At 61.0% G+C, this 16,600-nt stretch carries 15 protein-coding genes; 6 read left to right on the top strand and 9 right to left on the bottom strand.

The window, feature by feature from the left end; all coding sequences use genetic code 11:
• A partial coding sequence (locus DBR18_RS01075; RefSeq protein ID WP_108588943.1) for a bifunctional diguanylate cyclase/phosphodiesterase occupies positions 1-1,185 on the bottom strand: 1,185 nt, incomplete at its 3' end.
• Positions 1,186-1,447: 262 nt separating this feature from the next.
• On the opposite strand from DBR18_RS01075, the gene rep reads away from it, so the two are divergent.
• Positions 1,448-3,457 (top strand): DNA helicase Rep, encoded by a 2,010-nt coding sequence (rep, locus tag DBR18_RS01070; RefSeq protein ID WP_108588942.1) that lies wholly within the window; start codon positions 1,448-1,450, stop codon positions 3,455-3,457.
• A gap of 57 nt (positions 3,458-3,514) precedes the next feature.
• Positions 3,515-4,087: a xanthine phosphoribosyltransferase gene (locus DBR18_RS01065; RefSeq protein WP_003229440.1), complete on the top strand. Its 573-nt coding sequence runs from the start codon at positions 3,515-3,517 to the stop codon at positions 4,085-4,087.
• 110 nt (positions 4,088-4,197) lie between these two features.
• On the opposite strand, the gene DBR18_RS01060 is transcribed toward DBR18_RS01065, so the two are convergent.
• The 6 genes from DBR18_RS01060 to dadA all read right to left on the bottom strand — a co-directional run bounded on the left by DBR18_RS01060 (position 4,198) and on the right by dadA (position 10,311).
• Entirely contained in the window at positions 4,198-6,141 is a 1,944-nt protein-coding gene (locus tag DBR18_RS01060; protein WP_108588941.1) for an acetyl-CoA hydrolase/transferase C-terminal domain-containing protein, read from the bottom strand.
• A gap of 135 nt (positions 6,142-6,276) precedes the next feature.
• A complete protein-coding gene (locus DBR18_RS01055) occupies positions 6,277-6,693 on the bottom strand; it encodes a cytochrome c5 family protein (protein WP_108588940.1) in 417 nt (138 codons plus the stop codon).
• A 181-nt stretch (positions 6,694-6,874) separates the two neighbouring features.
• Complete coding sequence (locus DBR18_RS01050) at positions 6,875-7,423, bottom strand: cupin domain-containing protein (protein WP_007920393.1); 549 nt, start codon at positions 7,421-7,423, stop codon at positions 6,875-6,877.
• Positions 7,424-7,511: 88 nt separating this feature from the next.
• The gene (gene alr, locus DBR18_RS01045; RefSeq protein ID WP_108588939.1) at positions 7,512-8,585 is read right to left on the bottom strand and encodes an alanine racemase; all 1,074 of its coding nucleotides are present in this window, start codon (positions 8,583-8,585) and stop codon (positions 7,512-7,514) included.
• A gap of 96 nt (positions 8,586-8,681) precedes the next feature.
• Complete coding sequence (locus tag DBR18_RS01040; protein ID WP_108588938.1) at positions 8,682-9,035, bottom strand: RidA family protein; 354 nt, start codon at positions 9,033-9,035, stop codon at positions 8,682-8,684.
• Positions 9,007-10,311: a D-amino acid dehydrogenase gene (dadA, locus tag DBR18_RS01035; RefSeq protein WP_108588937.1), complete on the bottom strand. Its 1,305-nt coding sequence runs from the start codon at positions 10,309-10,311 to the stop codon at positions 9,007-9,009. The genes DBR18_RS01040 and dadA overlap by 29 nt, the downstream gene beginning before the upstream one ends.
• A 157-nt stretch (positions 10,312-10,468) precedes the next feature.
• Between dadA and DBR18_RS01030 the strand changes: the two genes are divergently transcribed.
• Complete coding sequence (locus DBR18_RS01030) at positions 10,469-10,957, top strand: Lrp/AsnC ligand binding domain-containing protein (protein ID WP_003177284.1); 489 nt, start codon at positions 10,469-10,471, stop codon at positions 10,955-10,957.
• Between the two features lie 87 nt (positions 10,958-11,044).
• On the opposite strand, the gene DBR18_RS01025 is transcribed toward DBR18_RS01030, so the two are convergent.
• The gene (locus DBR18_RS01025) at positions 11,045-11,398 is read right to left on the bottom strand and encodes a YkgJ family cysteine cluster protein (RefSeq protein WP_108588936.1); all 354 of its coding nucleotides are present in this window, start codon (positions 11,396-11,398) and stop codon (positions 11,045-11,047) included.
• 147 nt (positions 11,399-11,545) lie between these two features.
• Between DBR18_RS01025 and DBR18_RS01020 the strand changes: the two genes are divergently transcribed.
• The gene (locus tag DBR18_RS01020; RefSeq protein WP_108588935.1) at positions 11,546-12,856 is read left to right on the top strand and encodes an FAD-binding oxidoreductase; all 1,311 of its coding nucleotides are present in this window, start codon (positions 11,546-11,548) and stop codon (positions 12,854-12,856) included.
• A 117-nt stretch (positions 12,857-12,973) separates the two neighbouring features.
• Here the strand turns inward: DBR18_RS01020 and DBR18_RS01015 are convergent, their stop codons facing one another.
• Positions 12,974-13,219, bottom strand: coding sequence for a DUF1127 domain-containing protein (locus tag DBR18_RS01015; RefSeq protein WP_108588934.1), 246 nt, complete (start codon positions 13,217-13,219; stop codon positions 12,974-12,976).
• 179 nt (positions 13,220-13,398) lie between these two features.
• On the opposite strand from DBR18_RS01015, the gene DBR18_RS01010 reads away from it, so the two are divergent.
• Both DBR18_RS01010 and DBR18_RS01005 read left to right on the top strand, forming a co-directional pair.
• Positions 13,399-14,820, top strand: a complete 1,422-nt coding sequence (locus tag DBR18_RS01010) for a PLP-dependent aminotransferase family protein (RefSeq protein ID WP_108588933.1) — start codon at positions 13,399-13,401, stop codon at positions 14,818-14,820.
• 60 nt (positions 14,821-14,880) lie between these two features.
• Complete coding sequence (locus DBR18_RS01005) at positions 14,881-16,449, top strand: phospholipase D family protein (RefSeq protein ID WP_108588932.1); 1,569 nt, start codon at positions 14,881-14,883, stop codon at positions 16,447-16,449.
• Positions 16,450-16,600 lie beyond the last annotated feature (151 nt).

The raw sequence follows: 16,600 nt of genomic DNA, 5'->3' as shown, positions 1-16,600 counted from the left end.
GTCCTGAAACTGGCGGAACGACAAATTGATCGCCATGTGCAACGCCGGCAGCCCGCGCTCGCGCAGCGCCTGCATGTCGCGCAGGGCGCGGGAAATCACCCAGTAACCCAGTGGCACGATCAACCCGCTCTGCTCGGCCAGCGGCACGAATTCGCTCGGCGGCAACAGACCGCGTTCGCCATGGCGCCAGCGCACCAGCGCTTCGAGACCGACGATCTGCCCGTCCGCCAGATTCAGCCGTGGCTGATAATGCAACTCCAGCTCATCGCGACGCAGCGCACGGCGCAGCTCGCTTTCGAGGTCGGCCATGCTCCGCGCGTTGCGGTTGATGCGTTCGTTGAAGATATGGAAAGTGCAGCCCTGCGTGCTCTTGGCCTGCTGCATGGCGATGTGCGCATGCCACATCAGCGGATCGGCGCCGCCCTGCGCACGGGCATGGGCGATGCCGAGACTGGAGCCGATCAACAGGCTTTCGCCATCGACCCAATACGGTTCGGACAGGGCTTCGGTGATGCGTTCGGCCATCCACTCGGCGCGTTGCGGCGCACGGCGGGTGTCGATCAGCAGGGCAAATTCGTCGCTGCCCAGCCGCGCCAGTTGATCACCGGCCTCGAGCTGGCTTTTCAACCGCGCGACGACTTGCAGGATCAACCGGTCGCCAGCCTGATGGCCAAGGGCATCGTTGGCGTGACGGAAGTTGTCGAGATCGAGATGCCCGAGGGCCAGACCGCGCCCGTCGTTTTCCGCCAGACGCGCCGCCAGCAGGGTCTGAAAACCCTGACGGTTGGCGATGCCGGTCAGCGGATCCTGTTCGGCGAGGCGTTGCAGAGTATTTTCGAGAACACCGCGCTCACGCACGTGGCGCAGGCAGCGGCGCAGCATGTCGGGGTCGAGCGCGTCGAACACCAGCCAGTCGCTGACGCCAACAGGTGCAGTGGCCGGCTCGTGTTCCAGCAGCAGCACCGTCGGCAGACTGCAACGGCCGGGGGCCGGCTGCAACGCGGGAATGGTCAACAACACCGCGTGGCGGTTGTCTTCGAACAGGCTGCTGACCGACTCCCAGCTCGGCGCGCTGATCAGCACCGCCGCGCTCCCCAACGGAGCCAGACACTCGCGCAATAACGCTGTCCACGCTGGCTCTTCGGCCAGTAGCAGCAAACGCAAGGGTTCGACAGGCGTAGACAAGCTAGCTCCCTAGACTCTGCAATGATGTGGGCGGGGCATTATGCCGTTGCGCGCAACAATGACCAAATGACAACGGTTATCAAAACGTTATTTTGTGTCACGAATGAGTACATTAGCCGCAAAATCACCGCGCATCCTCCGCGAAAGTAACAAAACCGGCAAATTTGAATCGCGTGGTGCGTCACAAGTCGGAGAGAGCAGCACAAATCGCTGAGCCTGTTAAAATGCCGGCCCATTTCGTCAACGACTCCCGAATTTTCGTATGTCCCGACTCAATCCCCGGCAGCAAGAAGCCGTGAACTACGTCGGCGGCCCTCTATTGGTGCTCGCCGGCGCCGGCTCCGGCAAGACCAGCGTGATCACCCGCAAGATCGCGCACCTGATCCAGAACTGCGGCATCCGCGCCCAGTACATCGTCGCCATGACCTTTACCAACAAGGCTGCGCGCGAGATGAAGGAGCGGGTCGGCACCCTGCTGCGTGCTGGCGAAGGTCGCGGCCTGACGGTCTGCACCTTCCACAACCTGGGCCTGAACATCATCCGCAAGGAGCATGTGCGGCTGGGCTACAAACCCGGTTTTTCGATCTTCGACGAGACCGACGTCAAAGCCCTGATGACCGACATCATGCAGAAGGAATACGCAGGCGACGACGGCGTCGACGAGATCAAGAACATGATCGGCGCCTGGAAAAACGACCTGATCCTGCCGCCGCAGGCGCTGGAGAACGCACGCAATCCGAAAGAACAGACCGCCGCCATCGTCTACACCCACTACCAGCGCACGCTCAAGGCGTTCAACGCGGTGGACTTCGACGACCTGATCCTGCTGCCGGTAAAACTCTTCGAGGAACACGCCGACATTCTGGAAAAGTGGCAGAACAAGGTGCGTTACCTGCTGGTCGACGAATACCAGGACACCAACGCCAGCCAGTACTTGCTGGTGAAGATGCTGATCGGCAAGCGTAACCAGTTCACCGTGGTGGGCGATGACGACCAGTCGATCTACGCCTGGCGTGGTGCGCGGCCGGAAAACCTGATGCTGCTCAAGGAAGACTACCCGTCGCTGAAAGTGGTGATGCTCGAGCAGAACTACCGCTCCACCAGCCGCATCCTGCGCTGCGCCAACGTGCTGATCTCGAACAACCCGCACGAATTCGAAAAGCAGCTGTGGAGCGAGATGGGCCACGGTGACGAGATCCGCGTGATCCGCTGCCGCAACGAAGACGCCGAAGCCGAGCGCGTGGCCATGGAAATCCTCAGCCTGCACCTGCGCACCGACCGCCCCTACAGCGATTTCGCGATCCTCTATCGCGGCAACTACCAGGCCAAGCTGATCGAACTGAAGTTGCAGCACCATCAGGTGCCGTACCGCCTGAGCGGCGGCAACAGCTTCTTCGGCCGCCAGGAAGTGAAGGACCTGATGGCCTACTTCCGCCTGATCGTGAACCCGGACGACGACAACGCCTTCCTGCGGGTGATCAACGTGCCGCGCCGGGAAATCGGCTCCACGACCCTGGAAAAACTCGGCAACTACGCCACCGAACGCAAGATCTCGATGTACGCCGCCACCGACGAAATCGGCCTGGGCGAACATCTGGACAGCCGCTTCACCGATCGCCTGTCGCGCTTCAAGCGCTTCATGGACAAGGTGCGCGAGCAGTGTGCCGGCGAAGAACCGATCTCGGCGCTGCGCAGCATGGTCATGGACATCGATTACGAGAACTGGCTGCGCACCAACAGTTCCAGCGACAAGGCAGCGGACTACCGGATGAGCAACGTCTGGTTCCTGATCGAAGCCTTGAAGAACACTCTGGAGAAAGACGAAGACGGCGAGATGACCGTCGAGGACGCCATCGGCAAACTGGTCCTGCGCGACATGCTCGAGCGTCAGCAGGAAGAAGAGGACGGCGCCGAAGGCGTGCAGATGATGACCCTGCATGCGTCCAAGGGGCTGGAATTCCCTTACGTGTTCATCATGGGCATGGAGGAGGAAATCCTTCCGCACCGCTCCAGTATCGAAGCCGACACCATCGAAGAGGAGCGCCGCCTGGCCTACGTGGGCATTACCCGCGCCCGTCAGACCCTGGCGTTCACCTTCGCCGCCAAACGCAAACAGTACGGCGAAATCATCGACTGCGCGCCCAGCCGCTTCCTCGATGAACTGCCGCCGGACGATCTGGCGTGGGAAGGCAACGACGACACACCCACCGAAGTCAAAGCCGTGCGGGGCAATAGCGCACTGGCTGATATACGCGCGATGTTAAAGCGCTAGAATTGACCACTTTTTACTAGACCTTCGGCGCACAAAGCGCCAAATGAGGACAGCTTCATGGAAGCATTGCACCAGAAAATCCGCGAACAAGGCATCGTGCTTTCCGACCAGGTCCTGAAGGTCGACGCCTTCCTGAACCACCAGATCGACCCGGCCCTGATGAAGCTGATCGGCGACGAATTCGCCACGCTGTTCAAGGATTCGGGCATCACCAAGATCGTCACCATCGAAGCCTCGGGCATCGCCCCGGCGATCATGACCGGTCTGAACCTGGGCGTGCCGGTGATCTTCGCCCGCAAGCAACAGTCCCTGACCCTGACTGAAAATCTGCTGTCGGCGACCGTTTACTCGTTCACCAAGAAGACCGAAAGCACCGTGGCCATCTCCCCGCGCCACCTGACCAGCAGCGACCGCGTGCTGATCATCGACGACTTCCTGGCCAACGGTAAGGCCTCGCAAGCGCTGATCTCGATCATCAAGCAGGCCGGCGCCACCGTGGCCGGCCTTGGGATCGTGATCGAGAAGTCGTTCCAGGGCGGCCGTGCCGAACTGGATTCGCAGGGCTACCGCGTCGAATCGCTGGCTCGCGTCAAATCGCTGAAGGATGGCGTCGTCACCTTCATCGAGTAAGCCCGCCACACCGCAAATCCCCTGTAGGAGCTGTCGAGTGCAACGAGGCTGCGATCTTTTGATCCTGATTTTCACAATCAACCTCAAAAGATCGCAGCGTGCCGCAGCTCCTACAGGTTTGTGGTAGACGATTGTTGTGCGGTGGCTTTCAGGCCGGTGAGCAGCAAGCGTTGGAACAGGTCTTCTTTCAGGCCTTCAGGGTTTGTGAGCTGCATTCGTTCCAGGTGTTCGGGAAACAACGATGCATCCGGCGCATCCAGCGCTGCCTTGCCCAGCTCCAATATCTCGCTCAGCTTGAACTTGCTCTTCAGCCAGTTCAGCGCCCGCAGCAGATCACGTTCGATCGCGGTGAAATCACAACCCAGCGGATACTCTGGAAACAGGTTCGGATGCTTCGCCGCGATCGCCTGCAAACGTTGCGGGGTGTTGTCGGCAAAGCGCGGATCGAGGCGGAAATCCTTCGGCAATTTGCCGACCTTCTGCGCCTGTTCGATCAGCCCCGGCTGGAAACGGGAGTCGCTGATGTTCAGCAGCGCTTCGATTACCACCGCGTCGGATTTGCCGCGCAGGTCGGCAATGCCATATTCAGTGACCACGATGTCCCGCAGGTGCCGCGGGATCGTGCAGTGGCCGTACTCCCAGACGATGTTTGAGCTGACCTCGCCGCCGGACTCACGCCAGCTGCGCAGGATCAGGATCGAGCGCGCATCGTGCAACGCATGGCCCTGAGCCACGAAGTTGTACTGCCCGCCAACCCCGCTGAGCACCCGCCCGTCTTCCAGTTGATCGGCCACACCGGCGCCCAACAGCGTCATGGTGAATACGGTGTTGATGAACCGTGCATCGAGGCGCTGCAAGCGCTTGAGCTCTTCCTGCCCGTACAGCTCGTTGATGTAGCTGATGCGGGTCATGTTGAATTCAAGGCGCTTGCTCTGCGGCAGCTCGCGCAGGCGCTCGTAGAAACTGCGCGGCCCGAGGAAGAAGCCGCCGTGCACCGAGATGCCATCGATTTGCGCCGCTTCATCGAGGGTGCCGGCGTTGGCCTGTTCCTGCGTCTGCACGTCGGGGTAGACCTTGCGCCGGATGATCCCGGCGTCCGCCAGCACCAGCAGACCGTTGACGAACATTTCGCTGCAGCCATACAGGCCTTTGGCAAACGGCGCAGTGCCGCCCTCGCGCTCGATCAGTTGCGCCCACTGGCTGAGGTTTATGTCATTGAGCAGGGCCTGATAGCCGGCGTTGTCCGCTTGCCGCGCCAGCAGTGCGGCGGTCAGCGCATCGCCCATCGAACCGATGCCGATCTGCAGCGTGCCGCCGTCGCGCACCAGCGTGCTGGCGTGCAAACCGATGAAATGATCCTGAAAGCCCACGGGCATGTTCGGCGTGGAAAACAGCGTGCTGCTGTCCTTCGCGTCGATCAGCAAGTCGAAGGTGTCAATATCGACTTCGGCATCGCCGGGCATGTACGGCAGATCGGTGTGCACCTGGCCGACCAGCAGAATGGTTTCCCCGGCATCGCGACGCCTGGCGATCATCGGCAACAGGTCGAGGGTGATGTCCGGATTGCAGCTCAGGCTCAGGCGATCAGGATGTTCGCTGCTGCTGGCGAGCAATTGTGCTACCAGATTGAGGCCGGCGGCATTGATGTCGCGGGCGGCGTGGCTGTAGTTGCTGCTGACGTAATCCTGCTGCGCCGGTGCGCTATTGAGCAGACTGCCGGGCTGCATGAAGAACTGTTCGATGCGGATGTTGGCGGGCAGGCTGTCACGCTGCAGATCGGCGAGGAAATCGAATTCGGGGTAGTCACCGAACACGCGCTCGACGAAGGGTTCGATAAAGCGTTTCTGCAGACCGTCGCCCAGCGTCGGCCGCCCCAGGCACAGCGCGGTGTAGATCGTCAGTTGCCGCTCGGGCAGGCTCTTGATGCGCCGGTACAGCGCGTTGACGAAGTGATTGGGCTTGCCCAGCCCCAACGGCATGCCCATGTGGATATGCGCCGGCAAGCGTGCGAGCACCTCGTCCACTGCCTGTTCGATCGAACACAACTGCACCATCTGAAGCCTCCTGCCCGTTCCGTGAATAGGGGTAGACCGAGCTTGCCTCGACTTTGCTGCAAAGGACAGCGAAAGCCGTGAATCGCAGGCACAAAAAAACCGTCCGAAGACGGTTTTTTTCCTCAGAAGCCCGGCTTATTTCAGGCCGGACATCTTCTGGATCGCGCCCTTCAACTCGTCATCCGAGCAGTCGGCGCAGGTGCCTTTGGGTGGCATCGAATTCAGGCCGGTGATGGCTTTGGCCAGCAGGCCGTCGAGGCCGCCCTGGTGATCGGCGCGGTCTTTCCAGGCTGCGGCGTCACCGATTTTCGGTGCGCCCAGCAGACCCGTACCGTGGCAAGCGTTGCAATGTTTTGCAATCACTTCATCAGGCGTTTTCGCACCACCACCACCGCCAGCGGCGGCAGCGACTTCCATGCCCTTGCATTCCTGCCCCTGAACACACACCTGGCCGACTGGCTCGAGGCGCTTGGCAATGTCGTCATTCGTCGCAGCTTGAGCGCTGACAGCCCAGAGGGCCAGTACGGTTGCTGGTGCGGCCAGCATTTTCATAATTAGGTTCACGCGTTCACCCTCAATGGTGGCTATTCACGCCTGCGGCCACGGTTCGCAGGCGGGCGCAAGTATAGCGGGTAGCCCGCCACACTGAAACAACCCCATAGTCGAAGGGGTTATACCGCGCTGTGGAAAAGTCTGCGGACGCCTTTGCCGTCATGGTCTGGCGCCTCTGTGTTTAAAAATTCGCCGGCGTGGCTGCGCTGATTAGTCGCGCAGGCGCGTCGAACGGATTACGGAAACGATGCGGCTTGGTACTTTCAAAGTAGTAGCTGTCGCCGGCTTCGAGAATAAAAGTTTCCAGACCCACCACCAGTTCCAGACGCCCTTCCACCAGAATCCCGGTTTCTTCGCCTTCATGGGTGAGCATCTCTTCGCCGGTATCAGCGCCCGGCGGATAGATTTCGTTGAGGAACGCGATGGCCCGGCTGGGGTGTGCGCGGCCGACCAGTTTCATGGTCACGGCGCCGTCGGAAATGTCGATCAGCTCGTTGGCCTTGTAGACGATCTGGGTCGGGACTTCCTGCAGGATCTCTTCGGAAAAGAACTCGACCATGGACATGGGAATCCCGCCCAGAACCTTCCTCAGAGAACTGATCGAAGGGCTGACGCTGTTCTTTTCGATCATCGAAATGGTGCTGTTGGTGACGCCCGCGCGTTTGGCGAGTTCACGCTGGGAAAGCCCTTTGAGCTTGCGGATCGATTGCAGTCGTTCACCGACGTCCAAGGCGGGAGCCTCCTGATGTTGTAAGAATATTGAGCGTTATCATGGCGACAGCGTTCAGTATTTACAACACTTGGCCCCCGCAGCAGCCTCAACCCTCGGAATAGAGCCTTGTCACCCGACGCAGGTTGCAGAAGATCTGGTACGGAATGGTGTCCGCCCACTGCGCCACTTCGCTGGCGAGGATGTTTTTGCCCCACAGCTCGACGGTGGAACCAAGGTCGGCTTCCGGCACATCGGTCAGGTCGATGCACAGCATGTCCATCGACACGCGGCCAAGAATCCGGCTGCGCTTGCCGGCCACCAGCACCGGCGTGCCAGTGGGTGCCTGACGCGGGTAGCCGTCGGCATAGCCCATGGCGACCACTCCGATGCGCATCGGCTTGTCGGTGATGAATTTGGCGCCGTAGCCGATTGGCTCGCCGGCGGGCAGTTCACGTACGCAGATGACTTTCGATTCGAGGGTCATCACCGGTTGCAGGCGCTCGGCCACGGCGTTGGCTTCTTCGAACGGCGTGGCGCCGTAAAGCATGATGCCCGGGCGTACCCAGTCGCTGTGAATCTGCGGCCAACCGAGCACCGCCGGCGAGTTGCGCAGGCTGACTTCAGCCGCCAGGCCCTGACGCGCCGCCTCGAACACCGCCACTTGATCGGCACTGCTCTGCTCATGCAGTTCATCAGCACGAGCGAAGTGGCTCATCAGCACGATCTTCGCCACTTTGCCGCTGGCCAGCAGACGCTGGTAGGCCGCCGCGTAATCCTTCGGATGCAGGCCGACGCGGTGCATGCCGGAATCGAGCTTGAGCCACACGGTGATCGGTTTGCTCAGGGCAGCCTGCTCGATCGCTTCGAGTTGCCACAGCGAATGCACCACGCACCAGAAATCATGCTCGACGATCAGCGCCAGCTCATCGGCTTCGAAGATGCCTTCGAGCAGCAACACCGGGGCCTTGATCCCGGCCGCGCGCAACTCCAGTGCTTCTTCGATGCAGGCAACGGCAAACCCGTCGGCTTCGGCTTCCAGCGCCTGGGCGCAACGCACCGCACCGTGACCGTAGGCATCAGCCTTGATCACTGCCAGCGCCTTGGCGCCGGTGACTTCGCGGGCAATTCGGTAGTTGTGGCGCAGGGCTTCTAGGTCGATCAGGGCACGGGCAGGACGCATGGCAGCAGACTTCTTGGCGGTCATGGGAAGAAAAAACCGGCGCTGGCTGACGACGTGAACCGCCAACAGCGCCGGGAGAGGGATCTTTACAACGGGTTACGGCAGCGCGGCGACGATAGAGATTTCTACCAGGATGCTCGGCTTGGCCATTTTCGCTTCGACGGTGGCACGGGCCGGGGCGGCGCCTTTAGGCAGCCACTGATCCCACACCGAGTTCATCCCGGCAAAGTGTGCTTCGATGTCGTTCAGGTAGATCGTTGCCGACAGCAGATGCTGCTTGTCAGTCCCGGCCAGATCCAGCAAACGCTCGATGTTGGCGAGCACGTCGCGGGTCTGCTGTTCGACCCCGGCATTGAAGTCATCGCCGACCTGACCGGCCAGATACACGGTGCCGTTGTGGCTGACGATCTGACTCATGCGCTCATTGGTGAGCTGGCGCTGGATTGCCATGTTTTGCGGACTCCTGGGTCTTGTTGCCGTAACGGGAAATATCGAGGCCTTCGGCGCTGATCTGCGGTTTTTTCTTCGCCATCAGATTGGCCAGCAGACGACCGGAACCGCACGCCATGGTCCAACCCAGGGTGCCGTGACCGGTGTTGAGGAACAGGTTCTTGAACGGCGTGGCGCCCACGATCGGTGTGCCGTCCGGGGTAGTCGGACGCAGACCGGTCCAGAAGCTCGCCTCGGCCAGATTGCCGCCCTGAGGATAAAGGTCGTTGACGATCATCTCCAGGGTTTCGCGCCGACGCGGGTTCAGCGAGAGGTCAAAACCGGCGATCTCGGCCATGCCGCCGACGCGGATGCGGTTGTCGAAACGGGTGATCGCGACTTTGTAGGTCTCGTCGAGAATGGTCGAGGTCGGAGCCATGTCCGGGTTGGTGATCGGCACGGTCAGCGAGTAACCCTTGAGCGGATACACTGGCGCCTTGATGCCCAGCGGCTTGAGCAGTTGCGGCGAGTAGCTGCCCAGGGCCAGCACGTAGCGGTCGGCGGTTTCCAGCTTGCCGTCGATCCACACGCCGTTGATGCGGTCACCGGCGTAGTCGAGGCGCTGAATGTCCTGACCGAAGCGGAATTCCACACCGAGTCTCACGGCCATTTCCGCCAGGCGCGTGGTGAACATCTGGCAGTCGCCGGTCTGGTCGTTCGGCAGACGCAGGGCGCCGGCGAGGATGTCGGTGACATTGGCCAGTGCCGGCTCGACGCGAGCAATGCCGGCGCGGTCGAGGACTTCAAACGGTACGCCGGATTCTTTCAGTACGGCAATGTCTTTGGCGGCGCCATCGAGCTGCGCCTGAGTGCGGAACAGTTGGGTGGTGCCCAGGCTTCGGCCTTCGTAGGCGATGCCGGTTTCGGCGCGCAGTTCGTCGAGGCAGTCGCGGCTGTACTCGGACAGACGCACCATGCGCTCCTTGTTCACCGCGTAACGGCTGGCGGTGCAGTTGCGCAGCATCTGCGCCATCCACAGGTACTGGTCGATGTCGGCAGTGGCCTTGATCGCCAACGGCGCGTGGCGCTGCAACAACCACTTGATGGCCTTGAGCGGCACGCCCGGCGCGGCCCACGGCGAGGCGTAACCCGGCGACACCTGGCCGGCGTTGGCGAAACTGGTCTCCATGGCCACGGCTGGCTGCCGGTCGACCACCACCACTTCAAACCCGGCACGGGCCAGATAGTAAGCACTGGCGGTACCGATGACGCCGCTACCCAAGACCATTACGCGCATATTTGTATCCCTCATCGCGGCAGGGGCCGCGTACGTCTGTTGTTAGAGCAATGATGCGCGCAGTGTAAAAAAGAATGGCCAGTGCATTTCACTATATAAGCGCCTATATTTGGCGACAATTCTCGGCAAAAACCCTTTTCACGGAGGCGCATCCCCTATGCGTACCAACACTCAGACCAAACGTGAGCTGGACAAGATCGACCGCAACATCTTGCGGATCCTGCAGGCGGACGGGCGGATATCGTTTACCGAACTCGGTGAAAAGGTTGGTCTTTCCACCACACCGTGTACGGAGCGGGTGCGGCGGCTGGAGCGCGAGGGGATCATCATGGGCTACAACGCCCGGCTCAATCCGCAGCATTTGAAGGGTAGCCTGCTGGTGTTCGTCGAGATCAGTCTGGATTACAAATCCGGCGACACGTTCGAGGAGTTCCGCCGCGCGGTGCTGAAACTGCCGCACGTGCTGGAATGCCATCTGGTGTCAGGGGATTTCGACTATCTGGTGAAGGCGCGGATTTCCGAGATGGCCTCGTACCGCAAGCTGCTGGGCGACATTCTGTTGAAGCTGCCGCATGTGCGTGAGTCCAAGAGCTATATCGTGATGGAAGAGGTGAAGGAGAGCCTGAGCCTGCCGATTCCAGACTGAAATCTGGAAGATCAAAAGACCGCAGCCTTCGGCAGCTCCTACAGGAGAACGCATTTCCATGCAGGAGCTGCCGAAGGCTGCGATCTTTTACACCAGCACCTGCCGATTCGAAGCCATGTACTCGAATATCTGCTTCTCCACCCGCGGATGAATCAGCTCCACCGGCCCCCGCCCGTTCGGGCACGGCAGGGTCTTGGTGGTGCCGAACAACCGGCAGATCAGCGGCCGTTCTTCATACACCGTGCAGCCATTCGGCCCCAGGTGCACACAGTTCAGCTCATCCATCGCCGCATCCTGCTCGGCGCGGGTCTTGCGCGGCAGGCGGGCCATTTCTTCCGGCGAAGTAGTCACCGGCCCGCAGCAGTCGTGGCAGCCGGGCACGCACTCGAATGAGGGGATCTGCTGACGCAGGGTGCGGATTGTCTGGCGGTTGCAACTCATTTAAACGGTGACCGACGTGAAATAGGCGGCAATTGTGCCGCAAACGCCGTGATCCAGACAGCAATGGCCGACCAGTGTTGCCCGTCTTCGGGCGTGCGGCTTATGCTCCGTCAAATTTTCTCGACACTCAGCCGTTGGACGATGCCCATGAATGCCCGCGCCCGAACCTTCGCGAGCCAACCCCACGTTGCCTCTTACTATGCCGCCAGCAGCCTGCCACAGCCGGATCATCCGCAACTGCAAGGTGAAGTGATGGCCGATGTGTGCGTGGTCGGTGGCGGGTTTTCCGGGCTGAACACCGCACTGGAACTGGCCGAACGCGGCCTCAGCGTGGTGTTGCTGGAAGCGCACCGCATCGGTTGGGGCGCCAGCGGCCGTAACGGCGGGCAGTTGATTCGCGGGGTCGGTCACGGTCTCGATCAGTTCGCCAACATCATCGGTGCCGACGGCGTACGCCAGATGAAACTCATGGGCCTGGAAGCAGTGGAAATCGTCCGTCAGCGCGTCGAACGTTTCCAGATCCAGTGCGACCTGACTTGGGGCTACTGCGACCTCGCCAACAAGCCTGCCGATCTCGAAGGCTTTGCCGAAGACGCCGAAGAGCTGCGCGGCCTCGGCTATCGCTACGAAACCCGCCTGCTCCAGGCCAGCGAGATGCACACCGTGGTCGGCTCCAAGCGTTATGTCGGCGGCTTGATCGACATGGGTTCGGGGCATTTGCATCCGCTGAATCTGGCGCTGGGCGAAGCCGCTGCTGCGCAACAAATGGGCGTCAAACTGTTTGAACAGTCGGCCGTCACGCGCATCGACTACGGCCCGCAAATTCGCGTCCACACAGCCCAAGGCTCGGTGCGGGCAAAAACGCTGGTGCTCGGCTGCAATGCTTATCTCAACGGTCTCAACCCGCAACTGAGCGGCAAGGTTCTGCCCGCCGGCAGTTACATCATTGCGACCGAACCCCTGTCCGAAGAACTGGCGCACAGCCTGCTGCCGCAAAACATGGCGGTCTGCGACCAGCGGGTGGCGCTGGATTACTACCGGCTCTCGGCGGATCGGCGCCTGTTGTTCGGCGGCGCCTGCCATTACTCGGGACGCGATCCGAAGGACATCGGCGCGTACATGCAGCCGAAGATGCTTGAAGTGTTTCCGCAACTTGCCGGAGTGAAGGTCGACTATCAATGGGGCGGAATGATCGGCATCGGCGCCAACCGTTTGCCGCAGATTGGCCGGCTCAATGATCAGCCGAACGTGTATTACGCCCAGGCCTATTCCGGGCACGGCGTGAATGCCACGCACCTGGCGGGCAAACTGCTGGCCGAGGCGATCAGCGGGCAACACAGTGGCGGGTTCGATCTGTTCGCCAAGGTGCCACACATCACCTTCCCCGGCGGCAAGCATCTGCGCTCGCCGTTGCTGGCGCTGGGGATGTTGTGGCATCGGCTCAAAGAGCTGGTCTGAAAACCGCTGCCCTTGTAGGAGCCGCCGCAGGCTGCGATCTTTTGATTTTGTTTTTGAAGATCAAAAGATCGCAGCCTGCGGCAGCTCCTACAGGGGGAATGCATTTCCAAAATCAGGTTACAGCCGCCAGAACGGTTTCAACCCCTCCTCCTGCGCCTGCTCCCGGGTCAACCCGACGTCCTTGAGCTGCTCCGGCGTCATGTTCAACAACGCCTTGCGCGTGTGCAGACGATGCCAGAACAGGCCCCAGCGACTCAGGCCGGACGGCGCGTTGCGCATGGCCGTGTTCCATGCGCTGTCCTCCTGCCCTGCCTCCAGTTCCTGACTGTGTAACGTCAGCCGCACATCGCTCAAGCCGTTCATTTTCGTCGCTCCTGTTTACTTGGGTAGCCAGAGATTCCATGATGCGCGGGTCGGGAAAAGCATTACAGATTCAACACATCTGTATTAATTCCATACAGATTTGCCGTTCCTGATACTGAATCACCGATTTGTGCCGCATCTGTACTGGTTTAACGAATCATCTACATCGAGGCAGTGCCATGACCCTGTATGTGAATCTCGCCGAACTGCTCGGCACCCGCATCGAACAAGGCTTCTACCGTCCTGGCGATCGCCTGCCGTCGGTGCGCGCCTTGAGCGTAGAACACGGGGTCAGTCTGAGCACGGTGCAGCAGGCTTATCGCATGCTTGAAGACAGTGGTCTGGCCACACCGAAGCCAAAATCGGGGTACTTCGTGCCGGTGGGTCGCGAGCTGCCGGAGCTGCCTGCGGTCGGGCGCCCGGCGCAGCGGCCGGTGGAGATTTCGCAGTGGGATCAGGTACTGGAACTGATTCGCGCGGTGCCGCGCAAGGACGTGGTGCAACTGGGTCGCGGCATGCCCGATGTCACCTCGCCGACCATGAAACCGCTGCTGCGCGGACTGGCGCGGATCAGCCGCCGGCAGGACATGCCCGGTCTGTATTACGACAACATCCACGGCACCCTCGAACTGCGCGAACAGATCGCCCGGCTGATGCTCGACTCCGGCTGCCAGTTGAGCGCCAGCGATCTGGTGGTCACTACCGGTTGCCACGAAGCGCTGTCCACCAGCATCCACGCGATCTGCGAGCCGGGTGACATCGTTGCAGTGGATTCGCCGAGCTTTCACGGCGCCATGCAGACACTCAAAGGGCTGGGCATGAAAGCCCTGGAAATCCCCACCGACCCGTTGACCGGCATCAGCCTCGAAGCGCTGGAACTGGCACTGGAGCAGTGGCCGATCAAGGTTATCCAGATCACCCCCAACTGCAACAATCCGCTGGGCTACATCATGCCGGAGTCGCGCAAACGCGCGCTGCTTAACCTTGCGCAACGCTTCGACGTGGCGATCATCGAGGACGATGTGTATGGCGAACTGGCCTACACGTACCCGCGTCCGCGCACGATCAAATCCTTCGACGAGGACGGTCGCGTATTGCTCTGCAGTTCGTTTTCCAAGACCCTGGCGCCAGGACTGCGCATCGGTTGGGTCGCGCCGGGCCGCTATCTGGAACGGGTGCTGCACATGAAATACATCAGCACTGGCTCCAGCGCACCGCAGCCACAGATTGCCATCGCAGAGTTCCTCAAGTCCGGGCACTTCGAACCGCATTTGCGGCGGATGCGCACGCAATACCAGCGTAATCGCGACATCATGATCGACTGGGTCACTCGCTACTTTCCGGCCGGCACCCGCGCCAGCCGTCCACAGGGCAGCTTCATGCTCTGGGTCGAATTGCCGGAAGGTTTCGATACGCTGAAACTCAATCGTGCGTTGCACGACCAAGGCGTACAGATTGCCGTGGGCAGCATCTTTTCCGCCTCGGGCAAGTACCGCAATTGCCTGCGAATGAACTACGCTGCCAAACCGACACCGCAGATCGAAGAAGCGGTGCGCAAGGTCGGCGCAGCGGCAATCAGATTGCTGGCCGAAACCGACTGACCTTTTTCGAGTGATCAGCGTCCATATGCCGACCTTTGCCGCCGACCGGAACGTTCCTACGTGAGCTTCAGACAGCCCCTACTCGCTTTGCTGATGTTCGCCTCGCTCCTGAGCGGCTGCGCCAGCCTTGATGTACCCCGTGAGCCGAGCCAGGCCTTGCCGGCGTCGAACTCCAGCTTCGGCCGTTCGATCCAGGCCCAGGCCGCGCCCTATCTGGGCCGTTCCGGCTTCCGCTTGCTGTCCAACAGCACCGAGGCGTTCACTGCGCGCGCCGAGCTGATCCGCAACGCACAAACCAGCCTCGACTTGCAGTACTACATCGTCCATGACGGCGTCAGCACGCGGATGCTTGTAGAGGAACTGCTCAAAGCGGCCGACCGTGGCGTGCGCGTACGCATCCTGCTCGACGACACCACCAGCGATGGTCTGGACACGATCATCGCCACGCTGGCGGCGCATCCACAGATCCAGATCCGCCTGTTCAACCCGCTGCACCTGGGCCGCAGCACCGGCGTGACCCGCGCTGCCGGACGCCTGTTCAACCTGTCGTTGCAACACCGGCGCATGCACAACAAGTTGTGGCTGGCGGACAACAGCGTGGCCATCGTCGGCGGGCGCAATCTGGGCGACGAATATTTCGATGCCGAACCGAACCTGAATTTCACCGACATCGACATGCTCAGCGTGGGACCTGTGGCCGAGCAACTCGGACACAGTTTCGACCAGTACTGGAACAGCGCGCTGAGCAAGCCGATCGATGAATTCCTTTCCAGCCAGCCGAGCGCCAGAGACCTGCAGAACACCCGCACGCGCCTGGAAGAATCGCTGGATGAAACCCGCAAACAGAACCACGCGCTGTATCAGCAGTTGATGACGTTCAAGACTGCGCCGCGCATGGAGGTCTGGCGCAAAGAACTGATCTGGGCCTGGAATCAGGCATTGTGGGATGCACCGAGCAAGGTGCTGGCCAAGGACGAGCCGGACCCGCAACTGCTGCTGACCACGCAACTGGCACCGGAACTGCGTGGCGTCGGCAAAGAGCTGATCATGATCTCGGCGTACTTCGTACCCGGCCAGCCGGGGCTGGTGTACCTGACCGGGCGCGCCGACGCCGGAGTTTCGGTGAGCTTGCTGACCAACTCACTGGAAGCCACCGACGTGCCGGCGGTACACGGCGGTTACGCGCCGTACCGCAAGGCGCTGCTGGAGCACGGCGTGAAACTGTATGAACTGCGCCGTCAGCCCGGGGATAACTATGGCAGCGGTCCGCATCTGTTCTACAGCAAGTCTTTTCGTGGTTCGGATTCCAGCCTGCACAGCAAGGCGATGATTTTCGACCGGCAGAAATCGTTTATCGGTTCTTTCAACTTCGACCCGCGTTCGGTGTTGTGGAACACCGAAGTCGGGGTTCTGGTGGACAGCCCGGAACTGGCCGAACATGTGCGCGAACTGGCGCTGCAAGGTATGGCGCCGGCCCTGAGTTATCAGGCGAAACTGCAGGATGGCAAGATTGTCTGGGTGACCGAGGACAATGGCCAGATGCACACGCTGACCAAAGAGCCGGGGAGCTGGTGGCGGCGCTTCAATGCGTGGTTCAGCACTACGGTTGGGCTGGAGCGGATGCTTTAAAAAAGCAAAAGATCGCAGCCTGCGGCAGCTCCTACAGGGAAAACGCATTCCAGTGTAGGAGCTGCCGTGTTGTGGTCGAATTTTTTTAGACCATGATGTAGGAGCGTCGATTTAAGGAAGCATCATGGGATATCGGGTTGTCACGTCAGAG

Origin of the sequence: Pseudomonas sp. HMWF021 (genome assembly GCF_003061005.1) — a bacterium.
GTDB lineage: Bacteria > Pseudomonadota > Gammaproteobacteria > Pseudomonadales > Pseudomonadaceae > Aquipseudomonas.
This window is presented reverse-complemented; position numbering and strand designations above follow the sequence as displayed.